Origin of the sequence: Pseudomonas floridensis (assembly GCF_002087235.1) — a bacterium.
GTDB lineage: Bacteria > Pseudomonadota > Gammaproteobacteria > Pseudomonadales > Pseudomonadaceae > Aquipseudomonas > Aquipseudomonas floridensis.
The window spans coordinates 18,978-33,569 of the sequence record NZ_MUIO01000089.1 but is presented as its reverse complement, the minus strand read 5'-3'; the positions used below and the strand labels follow the sequence as shown (position 1 = coordinate 33,569).

The following is a 14,592-nucleotide window of genomic DNA, read 5'->3' as shown; positions in this document are numbered from 1 at the left end:
CGGTCGGGAACTCGCAGCTGTGCCGCGTCGCATCATCAGAGGGCTCAAGCCCCTCGGTCTTCTGGCTTTATCGTTCGTCATCAGCGGCTGTATCGGAACCGGCGGCATCGGACCCAAGGGCCAAGCGTTGTCTGCCGACAGCCTGGCCACCGACACGGCAATCCAGCGCGCCGCGCTCAGTGCACACTGGCCCGCCGAGCACTGGTGGCGTGTGTATAACGATCCGCAACTGGATCACTGGATCGAACTGGCGCTGCTTGGCAGTCCCAGCCTGGCCATGGCCGCAGCGCGTGTGCGGGAAGCCAGAGCGATGGCGGGCCTGGCCGAATCCGCCGAGTCGTTGCAGGCACAAGGCACAGCCAGTCTGGCGCGTCACGACTGGCCGAACGATCAGTTCTACGGCCCCGGTGCCCTCGCCGATACTCGCACCTGGGACAACAATGCCTCGCTGGGTCTGAGCTATCCGTTGGATATCTGGGGACGTGAGCTTAACGCCAGCGAACAGGCGCTGGATATCGCTCACATGAGTGCAGCTGAACAGCGTCAGGCCCAGCTCGAATTGCAGGAAAACATCGTTCGCGCTTATATCCGGCTATCCCTCGATTTCGCGCGTCTGGATATCGCCGAGGCGACCCTGGCCCAACAGCAGCAGATGCTGGATCTGGCGCAGCGTCGACTCAAGGGGGGCCTCGGCACACACTTTGAGGTCAGTCAGGCCCAAGCGCCGTTGCCGGAAAGCCATCGGCAGATCGATGAGCTGGAAGAAGCCATTGCGCTGGGCCGAAATCAGTTGGCAGCGCTGGCGGGCAAGGGGCCGGGCGAAGGCGCGACCTTGCAGCGCCCCAGCCTGACATTGAATACCGAACTGAAGCTGCCGTCGGTGTTGCCTGCGCAACTGCTGGGGCAGCGTCCTGATGTGGTCGCCAGTCAATGGCGGGTAGCCGCGCAGGCGCGAGGCATCGACGTCGCGCACGCCAATTTCTACCCCAACGTGGATCTGGTCGCCAGCCTCGGCTACATGGCCACGGGCGGCGGCATGCTGGAGTTTTTGACCGGCAGCAAGCTCAGCTACAAGGCAGGCCCTGCTATAAGTCTGCCGATCTTCGATGGCGGACGTCTGCGCGCCGAGCTGGGCAAGGCCGCGGCCGGATATGACCAGGCCGTCGCGCATTACAACCAGACCCTGGTCATGGCACTCAAAAGTGTTTCGGATCAGTTGATTCGTCGCGCTTCTCTGGACAAACAGCAGGTGTACGCTGCCGAGTCAGTGGCCTCGGCGCGCAAGACTTACGACATTGCCCTGATTGCTTATCAGCGCGGGCTGACCGATTACCTCAACGTGCTCAACGCCCAGACGCTGCTGTTTCGTCAGCAGCAGGTTCAACAGCAGGTCGAGGCCGCACGCCTGACCGCCTACGCCGGGCTGGTCGTGGCGCTGGGTGGCGGACTGTCGGCGGATGGGGCTGTGCCGGCCACGCTTGCACGGGCCGGCCACTGACATGATCACCTTTGCTCAGCGTTTCATCGCATTGCCCTGGCGTCGGGAGTTCAACAACTGGGCGCGCAGCGACGGCGTGACGTGGATCTATATCGGCAAGGTGCTGATCGCCGCCTTCCTGACCTACTGGCTGGCGTTGCGGCTTGAGCTGCCACAGCCGCGCACGGCGATGATCACCGTGTTCATCGTCATGCAGCCGCAGAGCGGCCAAGTGTTCGCCAAGAGTTTCTATCGGCTGCTGGGTACGTTGGCGGGTTCGGTGATGATGGTAGTGCTGATGGCGCTGTTCGCGCAGAATCCGGTGCCGTTTCTGGGCTGTCTGGCGCTGTGGGTCGGGCTGTGTTCGGCGGGCACGGCGCGTTATCGCAACTTTCGTGCGTACGGATTCGTGCTGGCGGGCTACACCGCTGCGATGGTCGGTCTGCCGGCGCTGGCGCATCCGCAAGGCTCGTTCATGGCTGCGGTGTGGCGGGTGCTGGAAATCTCGCTGGGCATTCTTTGTTCCACGGCTGTCAGCGCGACGATCCTGCCGCAGAGTTCCAGCGCGGCCATGCGAAACGCCCTCTACCAGCGCTTCGGCGTGTTCGCGCGGTTTGTCGTTGACGGTTTGCGCGGCACCCAGGAGCAGGACGCTTTCGAAACCGGCAATGTGCGGTTCGTGGCCGAGGCCATCGGGCTGGAAGGGCTGCGCAGCGTCACGGTCTTCGAAGACCCGCACATGCGGCGGCGCAATGGACGGCTCAACCGCTTGAACAGCGAGTTCATGGCCATCACCACACGTTTCAATGCGCTGCACCAGTTGCTCGACAGGCTGCGCAGCGAACGGGCAGATGCGGTGATCGAGCGTCTCGAACCGGGGCTCGCCAGCCTGGCGTCAGTGCTTGAGGTGTTCGCCGATCAGGCGCTGACCAGCCCCGATGCCGCCAGGCTGGCGACCCACCTGGAGCGGTTCAAAACGCAGTGGCCCGAGACGGTGAGAGGCCTGCGCGCCGAGTTCGAATGCATCGACCCGAACGACGCCCAATGGCTGGATTTCCATACCGCTTTCGAGCTGCTGTATCGATTGGTCGACGAACTGCTCAATTACGCCCAGACTCACGCATCACTTGCCGATCACAGGCACGAACGTGAACAGTGGCGCGAGTCGTTCGTGCCGCGCACCCACTGGATGGCGGCAGCGGCGGCCGGGCTTCGGGCCAGCTGTGTGGTGGCGTTGATGAGTGCTTATTGGGTGCTGACCGCCTGGCCGAGCGGGGCCTTCATGACGCTGGCGTCCGCTGCGACCGTCGCGCTGTCATCGACCACTCACAACCCCAGGCGCATGTCGTTCCAGATGGCCAGCGGTACGCTGCTGGGCGCGGTCCTGGGCTTTGTCGAAACCTTCTTTCTGTTTCCGCAGGTCGATGGCTTTCCCTTGCTGTGCTGCTTGTTGGCTCCGGTGTTCGTGCTCGGTGCGTTTCTCGGGTCTCGGCCGCAGTGGACGGGTTACGGGCTGGGGCTGTTGATCTTTTTCAGTATCGGTTCGGTGCCGGATAACCTGACGGTCTATGACCCGTACACCTTCATCAACGATTACCTCGCCATGGTTCTCGGCATGTTGGTCTGTGCAGCGGCAGGCGCAATCATCCTGCCGCCCAACAGCCGCTGGATGTGGCAACGGCTGGAGCAGGCGTTGCGCGATCAGGTGGTGTTCGCGATCAGTGCACCGTTGCAGCGGCTGAGTTCCAGTTTCGAAAGCCAGACCCGCGATCTCATGCATCAGGCGTACGGCCTGGCCATCGGCAGACCTGTCGTGCAGCGTGAGCTGTTGCGCTGGATGTTCGTGGTGCTGCAGATCGGCCACGCGGTCATCGAGCTGCGTCGCGAACAGGCCGTGCTGCCGATTCACCCCAGCTACGCGCAGTATCAGCCTTGGCGCATCGCGTTGCGGGTCATGGGACGCGCGTTGGTCCGCCTGTTCATTCAGCCAGACGAGGGCAATCTGCAACGCTGTCTGCGGGCAGTCGATCATGCGTTGGCGCGGGTCCGGGAAGCCGATGAGCCGTTCGCTTCGCATTTCGACACCTCGGTGCTGCGGCGGGTAAAAAGCTACCTGCACTTCATCCGCACCTCGCTGCTGGATCCCCAGTCGCCCTTGGCCGCTTACGGCCAGCCACCTCGTTCAGCCAGAGTGCCGCATGCCGCGTGAAATCGCCTTTCATGGTCTGTACCTGCCGACCATTACCCTGATGTTCCTGATCGCAATGGTTCTTGCCTGGGGGCTGGATCGCCTGTTGTCGGGACTGGACCTGTACCGTCACTTCTGGCATCCGGCGTTGTTGCGCCTGAGCCTGTTTACCTGTTTGTTCGGCGCGCTGGCGCTGCCTTTCTATCGTTGATGCCGGATCGGGAATTGTGCATGAAAAAGCTTTTCAGTCTGACTGCCACGCTGCTGATCGTGGCCCTGGCGCTGTGGGTCGGCCGTACGCTGTGGGTGCATTATATGGATACGCCCTGGACCCGCGACGGTCGGGTGCGCGCCGATATCATCAACGTGGCGGCCGATGTTTCCGGCACGGTGGTGGACGTGTCGGTGCACGACAATCAACAGGTGAAACGCGGAGACCTGCTGATGCAGATCGACCCGGAGCATTACCGGATTGCCGTCAGACAGGCCCAGGCACTGCTCGCCTCGCGCAAGGCCACCTGGGAGATGCGCAAGCTCAACGCCAAGCGACGCACCGACATGGACGAGCTGGTGATTTCAGCGGAGAACCGCGATGACGCCAGCACCTTGGCCAGCGCCGCGCTGGCCGACTATCAGGCAGCGCAGGCGCAGCTCGAAGCGGCCGAACTGAACCTGTCGCGCACCCGCGTGCTGGCCTCGGTGGATGGCTACGTCACCAACCTGAATGTGCATCGCGGTGACTACGCGCGAGTCGGTGAGGCAAAGATGGCAGTGGTCGACATGAACTCGTTCTGGGTCTACGGCTTCTTCGAAGAAACCAAATTGCCGCACCTGAAGATCGGCGATCCGGCGGACATGCAACTGATGAGTGGCGAGGTCATTAAAGGGCATGTCGAAAGCGTCGCCCGCGGCATCTACGACCGCGACAACCCGCAAAGCCGCGAGCTGGTGGCCGACGTCAACCCGACCTTCAACTGGGTCCGCCTGGCCCAGCGTGTACCGGTGCGTATCCATCTGGATCATGTGCCGGAAGGCGTGTTGCTGTCGGCGGGCATGACCTGCACGGTGATCGTTACGCCGGGGTGAAAGCGTTCGAAGTCGTTCGGGCAGGCAGTGTTCGTTCATACCAATGTGTAAGTCTTCGATTCCGGTACTACCAAGTCGCTGCCCAACAAATCACCTGTGATTTTCGCTTTCTGGCCACTCTTGAAATTCATCGTGTCATCAGGGTGGTCGTTGGAGATCGTCACGAGCGTTGCCTGGCCGGAGATGAACGGTGAATTGCCGCTGGCCAGAGGTCGGAGGCTGCCGTCCGCATTGGCCAGATTCAGCAAGACCAGCGTACAGGACGTGTCTTCGAACGCTGGCAGTTCAATCGTGATCTTATTGTTGAGGTTAACTTCCAGAATTTCTTCCGTGCCGACTTTTTTGAGCGTTGCCTCTTTGACGAACGGCGCGAGCAGAGACGGTTTGGATGAAGTACTCATGTTCGATACCTGCAAGAAAATGACGGATGAGTCGAGAAATGGCTGACTCCCTGACAAATTAGGTTGGGTGTGCTTCGCCGTCTACTGACAGAAATGACAGTAACAAGAGAAACGAAGCAACCCTTTATCCGGAGCCGATCGTTTCTCGCGCCGGATGCAGGACGGCCTCAGGGAACCTGACATTACAACGAAGCATTCAATCCGAACCGTTTGCGCAGACCGCTTTCCAGTAATCCTTTGGGCAGCAGCCATGACATCAGCGGCAGCACTCGCGAGCCGTTGCCCAGGCGCAACAGGCGTGGCGGGTTGGCTTGCTGGACGGCTTTGAGCAGGTCGTGTGCGAAATCGGTGGCCGGGGTGGGGTTGTCTTGCGAGGCCTTGGCGCGTGCGCGGATGCCCTCGCGAATCGGCCACCAAGGCGATTGCTCGCTGATCAGCTGTTCCGCTTCGTGGCTGGCGTTCTTCGCGAAGCTTGAGGCGATGGCGCCGGGCTGGACTTCCATCACCTGCACGCCGAAAGGCGCCAGTTCCAGACGCAGCGCGTCGCTCAGTGCGTGCACGGCGGCCTTGGAGGCGCAGTAGGCACCGGCGAACGGCGTGACCAGCACGCCCGATACACTGCCGATATTGACCACCAGTCCTTTGTTGCGGCGTAACGCCGGGAACAGCGCTCGCGTGACGCCAACTACCGAAAACACGTTGGTTTCGAACTGCCGCTGCAAGGCCTCCACGCCGCCATCGAGCAACGGGCCCATCGCGCCATAGCCAGCGTTATTGATCAGCACGTCCAGCCCGCTGTGTTCCAGCCCGGCGGCGAGTTGCTCCAAAGCCATGCCGTCGTTGACGTCCAGTTGCACGGCAATGAAACCGGCGGCACTCAGTGTTGCGACGTCTTCCGGTTTACGTGCCGTGGCCCAGACTTCGTAGCCGTTGGTTTTGAAGGCATCAGCCAGGGCGCGGCCTATTCCGCTGGAACAGCCGGTAATGAGAGCGATGGGCATGTCGAGGTCCTTGTGGGTCAGTCCGAGAAACTGCCTTGCAGATGTTCTGCGCGAAACTCCAGGGTTTGTGGGCGATAGCCGTTGCGCAGCGCGGGCAACGGCACGCAGTCCTGCCACTGTGCGCCCGCCTGCAACTCGCCCGGGCCGCGATAGCGTGCAGAGGTGTAAGTGTTGTCCGCCAGATTGACCGTATCACCCGGCGCATAGGCGGCTATCCGCCAGCGTAGCGCCAGCAGCGCGGCCTTGTTGTGATTGGTGACCGAGACTTGCAGCGGTCGATCCGTGGGGCATTGTTGCGGTGAATGAGTCAGACGGATATCCAGTTGCTCCAGCTGGCGGGTCTCGCGGCTGTCCTGCCAGATCACCACAGCCGCCACGATACCCAGACCAACGGCCGCCGCCAGCGACACAGGCAAGGCCTTGGCCGGATAGCGCAACAGCAGAATGAGCCAGGTCAGAATTAACAGAATGCCGATCAGCATGCAGCGGGTCTCCAGCGTGGGCAGTGCTGGACATCCTACAGAACTGCGGTGCCGGTTGACCAATGAGGCCGGACGAGGAGGGTGGGCTGAATCACGACTTTATCGCAGGTTACAAAAAAGCCCCCGACAGCTTCTTGCGGATGGGATACGCAAAAAGCTGTCGGGGGCCGGTGTTCTACCGCTTTTTCGCTAACCCGTGATCAACGCGCGATGGTCTGCGTTTTTACACCGGCTTCCAGCGCGCCCGAGCGGCCGTAGATATCTTCGAAACGCTCGATATCGTCTTCGCCCAGATAGCTGCCCGATTGTACTTCGATGATTTCCAACGGGATCTTGCCTGGGTTTTTCAGGCGATGGACCGAGGCGATCGGGATGTAGGTGGACTGGTTTTCGGTGAGCAGGAACACGTTCTCGTCACAGGTCACCTGCGCAGTGCCGGATACCACGATCCAGTGCTCGGCGCGGTGGTGGTGCATCTGTAGCGACAGGCATGCGCCCGGCTTGACCGAGATACGCTTGACCTGGAAGCGGCCGCCCATGTCCACGGAGTCATACGAACCCCACGGACGGTACACTTCAAGGTGGTTCTGGGTTTCGGTGCGGCCCTGTTCGTTCAAGGTGTTGACCATCTGCTTGACGCCCTGGACCTTGTCCTTGTGGGCAATCATCATCGCGTCCTTGGTTTCGACGACCACGATGTTGTCCAGACCGATCACCGACACCAGTTTGCCATTGCCATGGATCATGCAGTTGCGGCTGTCCTGAATCACAACGTCGCCCTTGGTGACGTTGCCATTGGCATCTTTGGCGTTCACTTCCCACAGCGACGACCAGCAGCCGACATCGCTCCAGCCGGCCGACAGCGGCACGACGCAGGCGCGCTGGGTTTTTTCCATGACCGCGTAGTCGATGGAGTTGTCCGGGCAGCACGCGAAGGTGGAAGCATCGATTTCAACGGCGTCACCGTCCTCGACACTGCGCTCAAGGGTCAGCAGGCAGGTGTCGTAGATGTCCGGATCGTGCTTTTTCAGCTCTTCCAGGAAGCGGCTGGCGCGGAACAGGAACATGCCGCTGTTCCAGTAGTAACCACCGGCTTCGACGAACTCGTTGGCACGCTTTTCGTCAGGCTTTTCGACGAATTGCGACACGCGGCTTACGCCTTCCGGCAGCAGCGCGTCGGCGGTGGATTTGATGTAGCCATAGCCGGTCTCCGGTTTGTTGGCCGGCACGCCGAAGAGCACCATTTCACCACGCTCGGCGGCGACGGTCGCCAGTGCCAGAGCGCGTTGCAGGGCTTTCTGATCTTCGATCACATGGTCGGCCGGCAGCACCAGCATCAAGCCGTCATTACCTTCATTGACCAGTTTCATGGCGGTCAGGGCCACGGCCGGCGCAGTGTTGCGGCCGAACGGCTCCATGAGAATCGCCTGGGTTTTCAGATTCAGCGCCGCGAGTTGCTCGTTGACGATGAAACGGTGTTCCTTGTTGCAGACCACGATGGGCTCTTGCATGCCGTCGAACACCAGACGTCCCAGCGTTTGCTGAAACAGGGTGTGCTCACCGGTCAGTGCCAGGAACTGCTTGGGGAACTGTTTGCGCGAAAGCGGCCAGAGTCGTGAACCGCTACCACCTGACAAGATCACTGGAATCATTTTGTTTCTCCAATAGCATTCAATATGGGCTGTACGTACTGACTGTCGTTTCTGTCTTTTTCTTGTTCCGCACCGGCCGGTTCAAGGCATTGCCAGGAACCGGCCAGCTTTATCCTTTAGCGGGTTGCTACCGGTGGCTTGACCCACACTGGCGAGAGGCTGCTGCCACTGCCGGTGATGTACAGAACGGCGGCTTCGCCGCGCTCCAGGGCCACAGGTTTCACATCGGTGACTTTCTTGTCGCCGTCATACAGCGCCAGACTGACTTTTACCGGGTTGATTTCACGCTCGCCGGTGCCCTTGGCTGCGACGGTCTTGACCACATCGGTCTTGCCGTCGGCGGTTTTCAGAGTCAGTGCCTTGTCGCTGAGGTTCTGCACGCGAACCAGGGATTTCTGCTTGTTCTTGAACGGTGGTTCTTCGATCAGTTGAGGTTTGCCGCTGGCGTTATTGACCAGGGTGTAATAGTGATCGCCCGCCAGTTTCACCGGCACGCTCTGGCTGCCCAGTTTGGCGGTGTAGTCGCCTTGTGGCATGAAGCTGAACGCGGTGCTGCCCAGTGGCGCGACTTCGTTCAGGTTAGTGTTGCCGACGCTGGCGCTGATTTCTGCGTTGCTGGCGTTGTAGACACGTACGAAGGTCGAGCCTTTAGGCGCAGTCGGGCCGTACAGGGCGGAGTCACCGGCGAAGGCTTGCAGGGACATCAGGCCCAGACCTGCAGCCAGTGCGCAGGTTTTGAACAGGCGGTTCTTCGAACGGTTTGCAGTCGTGTGTTGGGTCATGAGTCAGTCCTCTCAGTTTTGCGCCCGGTTGGGCGACTCGGATGGGTTGGCGTTCAACGCCACGTTGTCTTGGGTATTCCGCGATTTTTTCAGCTCGGCGATCCACTGTTGATCGAACTCGCCAAGGTCGTTGTGAGCCGGCAGGTAGCGTTCCGGGAATTCCCAGATGACCACTTGCGGCGGGGTGTTCTTAAAGGCATCGGTCTGCAGGTACTTGAGCATCGGCAGGATTGGGCCGTGGCCGTCTTCGGCGTAGTTCACGACGTCGCTGCGCAGCGCTTCTTTCAAGGCGCCCACGAAGTTCCAGTTCGGGTTCGCGCTGTAGCTGGTGCCCACCAGGCCAACCGGAATGTCGCTGTCTGCGAAGAGTGCGTCATCGCCCGCCGGTTCGCCCTGGACCGGATCGGTGCTGCGCTGCTGCAGCTCGTCAGGCTTGGGCAGCATGTTGCTGAACAGCGGATCCAGCGGCAGGAAGGTGGTCAGGTCGCCTTTGTACGGCTCGCTGCTTTTGGCCTGGGTGACGAACTGTTCAGGTTCGCCTTCCAGCGGGGTCTTCTGGGCAATCGCTACGCCCAATTGCTGCGCGGCCACTTCGGCACCCATCGGCGTCCAGTGCGTGTCGGTGCGCAGAAACACCTGACCCTTCTGCTTGGCAGCCTGCAGCGGTGCCAGCAGGTCCGGCGCGAAAATCCCGGCCTTGGCGACCTGCGCGTGGAACTGCTGATACAGGTCGGCATGCAGGCTGGCCGGCTTGTTGTCACCGATGTGTTCCGGGTACAGACGAGTCTTGGCCGGAACGATGGCCAGAACCAGTTTGGTGCCCTGTTTTTCCAGCGCGTCACGTACGCCCTGGATCAACGCCAGGTTGTCCGCTTCGTTCTGCTCGCCGTTGGCAACGGCATCGAACTCTTCATCGGTATACAGCCACTGGTCCTTGCCGAGCACGACGCCGGGACGGCCTTCGTTGAACAGCTTGTAATCCAGCGCCGCCCAGAGGTTGGTGCCCAGGCGCTTGATCGGAAACTCATCGTCGTAATGGGTTTCCGCCGCCTTGGTCCATTTGCCGTTGAGCACGGTGGTCTCGGCCGAGGTCGAGAACGTGCTGAAGCTGCGCAGCGACCAGGCACCCAGAATCAACAGCAGACCCAGGAAGATGGCGATGTAGAGGATTCGTAATGAACGGGTCATGTCAGGCTCCTCAGAACTGGAAGTAAAGGAACGGCGAGAAGCTCTGCGCCGAAAGTTTGAGAATCGACGCCACGAACAGCAGCAGAATCAGTGCGCGCATGGCGTAGCGTGGCCAGTCGGCAACCCAGTACGCCGGTTGCACGTTGGCTTCGCTGCCCACGGTGTAGCCAGGCAGATGCAGGCTGCCCGGTGCGTCGCCGGGAACGGCCTTGATGGTGCCCGGTTGCGCGGTGGCAGGGCCGTCGGCCTTGGCGCTCTTGCCATCGTCGGCCTGACGGTTCTGGTAGAAGTCACGCAGACCGAAGAACGCCAGGGTTGCGTAGGCCAGCACCAGGGTCGCCACTTGCAGGCCGGTCAGGCTTGCGCGGTTGAGTTCGGACAGTTCCCACTCGCCGAAGCTGAACATTGCGCCATACATGCGGGCCGCGACGTGCAGGTTTTCTGCGCGGAAGATCACCCAGCCGATCACCACCAGCAGGAAGGTCAGCGCCCAGCGGATTACGTTGAAGTTGTACGGCTTGGTGTTGATGCCCAGCGCTTTTTCGATCGCCAGCCACATGCCGTGCCAGGCACCCCAGATGATGTAGGTGACGTTGGCACCGTGCCACAGACCGCCCAGCAGCATGGTCAGGAACAGGTTGCGGTAGGTCGCAAACTTGCCGCCACGGTTGCCGCCCAGGGTGATGTACAGGTAATCACGCAGCCAGGTGGACAGGCTGATGTGCCAGCGCCGCCAGAACTCGGTGATCGACTGGCTGATGTAGGGCTGCTTGAAGTTTTCCATGAAGCGGAAACCCATCATCAGACCCAGACCGATGGCCATGTCGCTGTAACCGGAGAAGTCGAAGTACAGCTGCGCGGTGTAGGCCAGTGCGCCCAGCCAGGCATCGCCCGTGGTCGGGTTCTGCAGCGCGAAGCAATGGTCGGCCACGACCGCCAGGGTGTCGGCGATGAACACTTTCTTGATGAAGCCCTGCATGAATCGCGTGGCGCCTTCGGAGAACTTGTCCAGCGTGTGCGTGCGGTTGTTGAACTGGTCGGCCAGGTCGCGAAAGCGCAGCACGGGACCTGCGATCAGGTGCGGGAAGATCGCCACGAACGCCGCGAAGTCGATCAGATTGCGCGTTGCCGGGGTGTCGCCACGGTACACGTCGATGATGTAGCTGATGGACTCGAAGACATAGAACGAGATACCGATCGGCAACAGCACGTGCGTCAGAATGAACGGTTCCAGACCCATGGAGGTCATGGCCGCGTTGATGCTGTCCACGCCGAAGTTCGCGTATTTGAAGTAGCCCAGAATACCCAGGTCCACCACCACGCCGAGCAGCAGCCAGCGCTGTGCCGGTTTGGTTCGCACGCCTGCTGCGCCCACCCTGAGACCGATCCAGTAGTTCCAGACAGTCACGCCGATGAACAGCGCCAGGAAGTCCACACGCCACCAGGCGTAGAAGATGTAGCTGGCGATCAGCAACAGCAGATTGCGATAGCGTTGCCCGCTCAGGTAGTACAAGCCGAGAAAGATCGGCAAGAACAGGAACAGGAACACGTTGGATGAGAAAACCATCCTTATCTCTCCGTTTGTCCAACATTCAAGGGCCCAAAGCCCCCCCAAACCCCCCATGAAAATATGGAGGTTGTCGCATCGTTACAGCTTCACTCGTAAGCGCGAACCTGCTGGCGAAGAGCACTGTCTTCGCGAGCACGCTCGCGCTCACAGGGGTCAACCCTTACTCAGGAACCCTTGTCACTCTTGTCGCCTTTCTCATGTTCCGGGTCGTAGACCTTGGTCAGGTCACCGCCCAGGCGGAAAGTCTTGAACGGCTGCTTTTCGTGTTTCTCTTCAAGCGTTTCGGCGTTGCAGGTGTAGAGCGCGCAGTAAGGTTCCAGCCAGGCGAATTTCGGGTCCTTTTTCAGGTCCGTCATGTCCTGCTTCTCGCCGTTGTGCTCGGCGAACATGGAAGGATCTTTCACGCCGGCCAGTACGCGGTCAGCCAGTCGTTTCAACGCACCGTTGTTTTCCGGACGCAGATCCACACCATTGGCCTGGGCGAAGCTGGCGATCATGGCCAGCGGCGGCAGGGCGTAGTTGTGATACGAGAGGGCGCGTTGGCGGCGCTTCATCTCGTTGGGCAGGAAACCGTCCTTGTCCACCTGATTGGCGGCAACCTTGAATTCCTTGATCGCCCAGTCGAACAGGTCCTGACGGTTGGTGGCGACGGCGGTTGCCATCACTGACCAGGCAGCCCAGTACGAGTGGTTGTTGATTTTTTCCAGTGGCAGGTTGCTCCAGTCGCTCACCACCTGATCGGCCAGCTTGCTGAACCAGGCTTCGATGATCTGCGCATCCTGCTGACGGTTGGCCAAGGGCTTGGAGTCGGAGAACTTCAGGCGCAGGTAAGCCGACGACATGCTGCCCAGCGCCCATTTGCGCATGGACTTGCCGGTGTGGTTGAACTCGCGGGATTCCAGCGCATCGGCCTTCGCCCAGGTGGTCATCATGTTCAGCGCACAATCGAGCTGCTCCGGACGACCGTCGCGCATGTACTGCATTACGACCTTGCTGACGCCGCGTTCAAGGGTCGTGATGTCCTTGGTCGCGTCGCGAAAGGCTTCTTCGGACTTCAGGTTCAACGTAGCGCGAGCCTTGTCCGAACCTTCGTACTTACTGCGAAACACCAGCTTGTCGGTGTATGGCGTCGGGATGGGATCACAGGTGAAATTGTGATCACCGGTTTTCATTTTTTCGATCGGTGCGTCGTAACCCTTCGGTGGAACCAGCGTCGCTGCTGCGGACGCACCCATCGCCCAGGCCATCGATGACAGGATTGCCATCGACAGCAGGGTAGGGCGTATCAGTTTCGGAGTCTGCATATGTCACCTCATAGTCCGGCTTGAGCGGTGTGTTTCGCAGCGCTCGGGAACACGTTGCGTTTGCATACTTTCGCTTCGACTTTCTGTGGTTCAGCGCCTGCTTCCGGTCCCTGGATCTCGAGGGCCAGCAACTGCTGATCAGCCCAGTCCTCGTCTTCGCGCAACTCAAAGGCGAAGCGTCCATCGGTGTCAGAGGTTTCCGGTTTTTCGATTTTCAGGTCTTCGTGACGGCCGTTCATGTACCAGAGTCTGGCCTGAAGGACTTTCACCGACGTGTCATCGAACCGGATGTCGATCTGGTTCTTGCTGTTGCTGATGTCTTTGATGCCGTTCTTGCCGTTGACCAGCACTTCGTTGGTGCCCGGCTTGAGCGTGGTGCTGGCACTCATGACCGCCGGTTTGCCTTCGCAACCGTTGTCCAGCAGCGCCATCATCTGGCGATAGATGGTTTCCTGATCCAGGCGATACAGCGGCGAGAATTCCCAGATGAGAATCTTCGGTGGACGCTTCTGGAAGTCTTCACTGCCCAGATACTGCAGCATCGAGCCTTCCAGACCACCGCCCGGGAAGGCGACGTTCAGCACGTCGGCGCCGAGGTATTCCTGCAGGAAACCGCCGAAGTTGTAGTTCTTGCCACTGTGACTGGTGCCGACCAGGGTGATTTCCGGGTTGCCGGAATCGCCGAACAGGTCGCCGTCACCGGCTTCGCCTTTCGGCTCGGTGGTGAACTGGTCCATGTACTGAATGGCGTAACTGGTGCCACACAACTGGCCCGCCATGTTGTGCAGGGTGCCGGTCTTGCCCATGCGTCCGGAGATGTGGCTTTCGAATTCACGCTTGGGAATGTCTGCATAGCCTGGGACTTTCTTAACGGTCTCGGCCACGATCTTCGCCGTGCGCTGCGCGCCATAAGGTGTCCAGTGCTGGTCGCCACGGAAGTAGAAATCGTGTGCCTGTTGCTCGTTGGTCAACGGCGACAGGTCTGGCACCCAGTAACCCATCTTGCTGAAGCGACCGAGCATGGCCTGATAGTTTTTCAGGGCCTTGTCGTAGTCGTACTTGTCGCGTTCAGCGGGGAACAGCTTGTTGCGATCCACCAGGCCGCGCGTTGGCTGATAGACCACCACCAGCTCGACACCCTTGCTTTTGAACGCATCGTGCAGTTCTTTCATGCGGCGATAGCCGGCAGGCGTGGTGTCGAACTCGGTACGCAGGTCTTCCTGGGTACGGAACAGCCAGTCGCCCTGGGCCTGAACCAGCGTGGTGAAGTTCTGCTGGTAGCGCGTGGTGTAGTTCTTCGCATCGTGTGCGGCCGGGCACAGGCTGCAGCAAGGTTCGGCCTTGAAGGTCGGCGCCTGCGAGTCGTCTGCGCGAGCGACACCGGCTGCGGCCATCAGGGCGGCGGTGAGGCTGGACAGGCTCAACAGCTTGATCAAATGTGCGTGCATAACAATACCCTTC

13 protein-coding genes are annotated in these 14,592 nt (G+C 60.5%); 4 read left to right on the top strand and 9 right to left on the bottom strand.

The genetic code is table 11. The features are described 5' to 3' along the window. Positions 1-19 precede the first annotated feature (19 nt). The 4 genes from BZK31_RS21145 to BZK31_RS21130 are packed head-to-tail and all read left to right on the top strand — an operon-like array spanning position 20 to position 4,751. Entirely contained in the window at positions 20-1,498 is a 1,479-nt protein-coding gene (locus BZK31_RS21145) for an efflux transporter outer membrane subunit (protein WP_083185120.1), read from the top strand. A 1-nt stretch (position 1,499) separates the two neighbouring features. Further along, positions 1,500-3,686, top strand: a complete 2,187-nt coding sequence (locus BZK31_RS21140) for an FUSC family protein (protein WP_083185118.1) — start codon at positions 1,500-1,502, stop codon at positions 3,684-3,686. Then, positions 3,676-3,876 (top strand): DUF1656 domain-containing protein, encoded by a 201-nt coding sequence (locus tag BZK31_RS21135; RefSeq protein ID WP_083185116.1) that lies wholly within the window; start codon positions 3,676-3,678, stop codon positions 3,874-3,876. The genes BZK31_RS21140 and BZK31_RS21135 overlap by 11 nt, the downstream gene beginning before the upstream one ends. Positions 3,877-3,896: 20 nt before the next feature. Continuing rightward, on the top strand, positions 3,897-4,751 hold the full coding sequence (locus BZK31_RS21130) for an efflux RND transporter periplasmic adaptor subunit (protein WP_083185114.1): 855 nt from the start codon (positions 3,897-3,899) through the stop codon (positions 4,749-4,751). 35 nt (positions 4,752-4,786) lie between these two features. Here the strand turns inward: BZK31_RS21130 and BZK31_RS21125 are convergent, their stop codons facing one another. From BZK31_RS21125 to BZK31_RS21085, 9 genes are all read right to left on the bottom strand, one after another. Continuing rightward, the gene (locus tag BZK31_RS21125) at positions 4,787-5,152 is read right to left on the bottom strand and encodes a hypothetical protein (RefSeq protein ID WP_083185112.1); all 366 of its coding nucleotides are present in this window, start codon (positions 5,150-5,152) and stop codon (positions 4,787-4,789) included. Positions 5,153-5,334: 182 nt separating this feature from the next. Further along, positions 5,335-6,153, bottom strand: a complete 819-nt coding sequence (locus BZK31_RS21120; protein ID WP_083185110.1) for an SDR family oxidoreductase — start codon at positions 6,151-6,153, stop codon at positions 5,335-5,337. 17 nt (positions 6,154-6,170) lie between these two features. After that, the gene (locus tag BZK31_RS21115) at positions 6,171-6,635 is read right to left on the bottom strand and encodes a multidrug transporter (RefSeq protein WP_083185108.1); all 465 of its coding nucleotides are present in this window, start codon (positions 6,633-6,635) and stop codon (positions 6,171-6,173) included. A 200-nt stretch (positions 6,636-6,835) separates the two neighbouring features. After that, the gene (locus BZK31_RS21110; RefSeq protein WP_083185106.1) at positions 6,836-8,287 is read right to left on the bottom strand and encodes a mannose-1-phosphate guanylyltransferase/mannose-6-phosphate isomerase; all 1,452 of its coding nucleotides are present in this window, start codon (positions 8,285-8,287) and stop codon (positions 6,836-6,838) included. 116 nt (positions 8,288-8,403) lie between these two features. Next, the gene (locus BZK31_RS21105) at positions 8,404-9,069 is read right to left on the bottom strand and encodes an alginate O-acetyltransferase AlgF (protein ID WP_083185104.1); all 666 of its coding nucleotides are present in this window, start codon (positions 9,067-9,069) and stop codon (positions 8,404-8,406) included. A 12-nt stretch (positions 9,070-9,081) separates the two neighbouring features. Next, entirely contained in the window at positions 9,082-10,257 is a 1,176-nt protein-coding gene (locus BZK31_RS21100; RefSeq protein ID WP_083185102.1) for an alginate O-acetyltransferase, read from the bottom strand. A 10-nt stretch (positions 10,258-10,267) separates the two neighbouring features. Then, on the bottom strand, positions 10,268-11,824 hold the full coding sequence (locus BZK31_RS21095) for an MBOAT family O-acyltransferase (RefSeq protein WP_083185100.1): 1,557 nt from the start codon (positions 11,822-11,824) through the stop codon (positions 10,268-10,270). A gap of 167 nt (positions 11,825-11,991) precedes the next feature. Further along, the gene (locus tag BZK31_RS21090; RefSeq protein ID WP_083185098.1) at positions 11,992-13,131 is read right to left on the bottom strand and encodes a mannuronate-specific alginate lyase; all 1,140 of its coding nucleotides are present in this window, start codon (positions 13,129-13,131) and stop codon (positions 11,992-11,994) included. 8 nt (positions 13,132-13,139) lie between these two features. Further along, positions 13,140-14,579, bottom strand: coding sequence for an alginate O-acetyltransferase AlgX-related protein (locus BZK31_RS21085; RefSeq protein ID WP_083185096.1), 1,440 nt, complete (start codon positions 14,577-14,579; stop codon positions 13,140-13,142). Positions 14,580-14,592: the final 13 nt, after the last annotated feature.

Bases quoted from the DNA above. Each gene is read 5' to 3' on its own strand.
- BZK31_RS21140 (WP_083185118.1), top strand. From the start codon at position 1,500: ATGATCACCTTTGCTCAGCGTTTCATCGCATTGCCCTGGCGTCGGGAG.
- BZK31_RS21135 (WP_083185116.1), top strand. From the start codon at position 3,676: ATGCCGCGTGAAATCGCCTTTCATGGTCTGTACCTGCCGACCATTACC.
- BZK31_RS21130 (WP_083185114.1), top strand. From the start codon at position 3,897: ATGAAAAAGCTTTTCAGTCTGACTGCCACGCTGCTGATCGTGGCCCTG.
- BZK31_RS21125 (WP_083185112.1), bottom strand. From the start codon at position 5,152: ATGAGTACTTCATCCAAACCGTCTCTGCTCGCGCCGTTCGTCAAAGAG.
- BZK31_RS21120 (WP_083185110.1), bottom strand. From the start codon at position 6,153: ATGCCCATCGCTCTCATTACCGGCTGTTCCAGCGGAATAGGCCGCGCC.
- BZK31_RS21115 (WP_083185108.1), bottom strand. From the start codon at position 6,635: ATGCTGATCGGCATTCTGTTAATTCTGACCTGGCTCATTCTGCTGTTG.
- BZK31_RS21110 (WP_083185106.1), bottom strand. From the start codon at position 8,287: ATGATTCCAGTGATCTTGTCAGGTGGTAGCGGTTCACGACTCTGGCCG.
- BZK31_RS21105 (WP_083185104.1), bottom strand. From the start codon at position 9,069: ATGACCCAACACACGACTGCAAACCGTTCGAAGAACCGCCTGTTCAAA.
- BZK31_RS21100 (WP_083185102.1), bottom strand. From the start codon at position 10,257: ATGACCCGTTCATTACGAATCCTCTACATCGCCATCTTCCTGGGTCTG.
- BZK31_RS21095 (WP_083185100.1), bottom strand. From the start codon at position 11,824: ATGGTTTTCTCATCCAACGTGTTCCTGTTCCTGTTCTTGCCGATCTTT.
- BZK31_RS21090 (WP_083185098.1), bottom strand. From the start codon at position 13,131: ATGCAGACTCCGAAACTGATACGCCCTACCCTGCTGTCGATGGCAATC.
- BZK31_RS21085 (WP_083185096.1), bottom strand. From the start codon at position 14,579: ATGCACGCACATTTGATCAAGCTGTTGAGCCTGTCCAGCCTCACCGCC.